The following is a 3,352-nucleotide window of genomic DNA, read 5'->3' on the forward strand; positions in this document are numbered from 1 at the left end:
CGTACTCGTCCGTCCGGCCGTACTCGTCCGTCCGGCCGTACTCGTCCGTCCGGCCGTACTCGTCCGTCCGGCCGTACTCGTCCGTCCGGCCGTACTCGTCCGTCCGGCCGTACTCGTCGTAGCCCTGCTGCGGGTACTGGCCGTAGCCGTCCTGCTGGTAGCCGTCCTGGCGGTAGCCCTCGGCGTCGTAGCCGCCGTCCCGGCCGTACTCGTCCCGGTAGCCGTACTGGTCGTCGGCGTAGCCGGACTGCCCGTAGCCCTGCTGCGGGTACTGCTCGTCCTGGGCGTAGGCCTCGTCGTTGCGGCGGCCGTAGGCCGGGTAGTCCTCGTCGACCTCGGCGTCCAGCACCGGCGGCTGACTGTCCTGCGGTCCGGCCTCCAGCGCGGCGCGGCGGACCTGGTCCAGGCGCTGCGAGCGCTGGACGGCCTCCAGGGCCGGGCTGAAGCCGGTGGAGCCGGCGTTGCCCATGCCGGTGAGGTGGTCGTCGAAGCCGAGTTCGGCGGCGCTGCGGACCGGGTCGTGGTCGACGGGCCACTGGGGGGCCGGCTCCTGCTCGGCGAAGATCCGGGAGACGGTGAACTGCTCCTCGGGCTCCGGCGCCGCGGCCATCTGGGTCACGAACGGCGGCAGCATGACCAGCGAGGTGGTGCCGGCCGACTCGCCGGACGGGCGGAGCTGGACGCGGATGTCGTGCCGCTGGGAGAGCCGGCCGACCACGAACAGGCCCATGCGGCGGGAGATGGTGGCGTCGACCGTGGGCGGCTCGGCCAGCTTCTCGTTGATCTCCGCGAAGTCCTCGGCGGTGAGGCCGATGCCCTTGTCGTGGATCTCGACGAGCACCCGGCCGTCCGGCAGCCGGGTCGCGTTGACCAGCACCCGGGTCTGCGGGCTGGAGAACGTGGTGGCGTTCTCCAGCAGCTCGGCGAGCAGGTGGACGAGGTCGGTCACGGCGGCGCCGACGACCTCGGCCTCGGGGATGCCGGAGAGCTCGACGCGCTCGTACTGCTCCACCTCGGACGCGGCGGCGCGCAGCACGTCGACCAGCGGGACCGGGGTGTTCCAGCGGCGGCCGGCCTCCTCGCCCGCGAGGACGAGCAGGTTCTCACCGTTGCGGCGCATACGGGTGGCGAGGTGGTCCAGCTTGAAGAGGTTCTCCAGCTGGTCCGGGTCGGCCTCGTTGTTCTCCAGGTCGGTGATCAGCGCCAGCTGGCGCTGGATCAGGCTCTGGCTGCGGCGCGACAGGTTGGTGAAGATCGCGTTGACGTTGCCGCGCAGCAGCGCCTGCTCGGCGGCGAGCGCGACCGCCTGCCGGTGGACCTGGTCGAAGGCCCGGGCGACCTCGCCGATCTCGTCCTTGCCGTGCAGCGGGATCGGGGTGACGTTGGTGTCCACCCGGTCCGGGTCGGTCTTGGAGAGCCGCTCGACCAGCTCGGGCAGGCTGTGGTCGGCGATGTCCAGGGCGGCGTTGCGCAGGGTGCGCATGCCGAGGATCATCGAGCGGGCCACGTAGCCGGTGAGGACACCGGCCAGGATCAGTGCGGTGAGCACGATCAGCGAGTTGAGGATGGCGTCGAAGCGGGCGTTGTCGCGCAGCTCGGAGGCGTCCACGAGCACGTCGTCCAGCAGCGCGACCTCGGTGGCGCGGAGGCTGGCGATGTGGGTGTTGGCGGCCTGGTTCCAGTTCTCCGGCGTCAGACCGGAGTCCTTGGCGTCCTTGTAGGCGCGGTCGGCGATCTCCTTGCCCTGGGACTGGCCGTTGGCGGCCGCCTGGGTGTAGGCGGCGCCGAGGTTCAGCAGGCCCTGCATGGTCGGGACGCTGCCGTTGGGCATCCGGTAGGCCGCGCGCTGGTCGGCGTTGGCCTGGACGACCTGGGCGTCGGCGTACTTCCCGGCGTCCTCGGGGGCGCTGCCGATGTTGAACTCGGAGATCGCGGTCTGTTCCAGGCGCTGGGCGACCAGCAGCTGCTGGATGAGGTCGACGTTCTCGTACCGGGTGGTCTTCTGGGCGGAGATGCCGACCAGCAGCTGCAGCATCAGGGCGCGCTGGGTCGAGGCCGAGGCCTTGGCCAGCGACATGGCGTAGATCGAGCGGCCCTTGCTGGTCAGGTTGGACGAGCCGAGGCCGACCGAGTTGTCGTAGGACAGCAGCGGCGCGAACATCACCGAGTAGGCGCTGACGGTCGCGGAGGCGAACAGGTTGTCGGCGTAGGCGGTGGCGCGCAGCTGCGGCAGGTGGACGACCACCTGCTGGAAGGCCTCGTGCCGCCGGGGGAGTTCGCCGGACTTGTCGCTGGCCTCGTAGGCCGCGTTGTAGGCCTTGAGGGCGGCGTCGGTGGTCGAGCGCGCCTTGGTGACGTCGTTGTTCGGGTCCTGCTTGGTGATCAGGGGTATGAGCGTCTTGTCGCGCTCGCTCTCCAGCGCTTCGGCGAGCTCGGTGGCGGCCTTGGCGAGGGTGGCGGTGCGCTGGGCGCGGTCGGCCTTGATGAAGCCGTCGATCGAGGTGTTGACGCGCAGGCCGCCGAAGACCAGGGCGATGACGACCGGGATCAGCAGGATCGCGATCAGTCGGGCGGGCACGCGCCAGTTGCGCGGGCGCACGAAGTCGTACCGGCTGCTCTTGGGGCCGTTGTCGTTCGTGCCGCCGCCGGGGCCGGTCCCGGTGGTGGAGCCGGTGTCCGGGCCGGACGCGCGGTCCTTGCCGGGGTTCGGCTGCTGCGGTGCCGGGGCCGTTGGCGGCCGTTCCTCGACCGGCGTGAACGCCGAGAACCCGCCCGGTTCCGGTGCGGTGCCGTTCGGCTCGCTCTGGCGGGGCTCGGAGCGCCGCTGCGGGGCGACCTGCTGCTTACGCCTCACTCGACAACTACCTCTCGGCCGACAGCCGGCCATGGATCAATCCAGCGCTACCCCGGGGGCCGCCCGCTCCGGGGAACGGCAGCCGTATGGGATCCAGGGGTAGCTGGAATTTCAGCACGTGCGGGGATGGGGGACAAACAGCTGCTGGTGGGCGGAGTGGGTGGTGCAATTCAGGACAATCACCGACATGTTGGAGCAAAACTGTGGTCTTCTGGCGCTGAGTGATGCCGATTCGCTACAAACAGTCATTGTTGATCACGAAATGCCTACCGAACTGTTATCCGCCGCTTATGCGAGGGTCTTGCGCGAGGCGCCCGGACGACACCTCTCCGCAAGCGAACGTGCCCCGGTACCCCGTCGGCGCGACGGGGTACCGGGGCCGCCGGCCTCGGTGTCCGCTCAGCGCAGGCGGGCGAGGAGGGCGTGTTCGACGAGGGTGATGAGGGCGCTCTTGGCGCTGTCGCGGCGTCGGGCGTCGAGGGTGATGACGGGGGTGTC

The 3,352-nt window shown here is 70.5% G+C and carries 1 protein-coding gene and 1 pseudogene; both read right to left on the bottom strand.

The window, feature by feature from the left end:
- On the bottom strand, positions 1–2,854 hold a 2,854-nt coding region (locus ABZW10_RS38585; RefSeq protein ID WP_355376363.1), incomplete at its 3' end, for a nitrate- and nitrite sensing domain-containing protein.
- 399 nt (positions 2,855–3,253) lie between these two features.
- Positions 3,254–3,352, bottom strand: a pseudogene (locus tag ABZW10_RS38590) (ATP-binding protein); the annotation flags it as partial.

Source organism: Kitasatospora sp. NPDC004723, from assembly GCF_040609255.1.
GTDB lineage: Bacteria > Actinomycetota > Actinomycetes > Streptomycetales > Streptomycetaceae > Kitasatospora.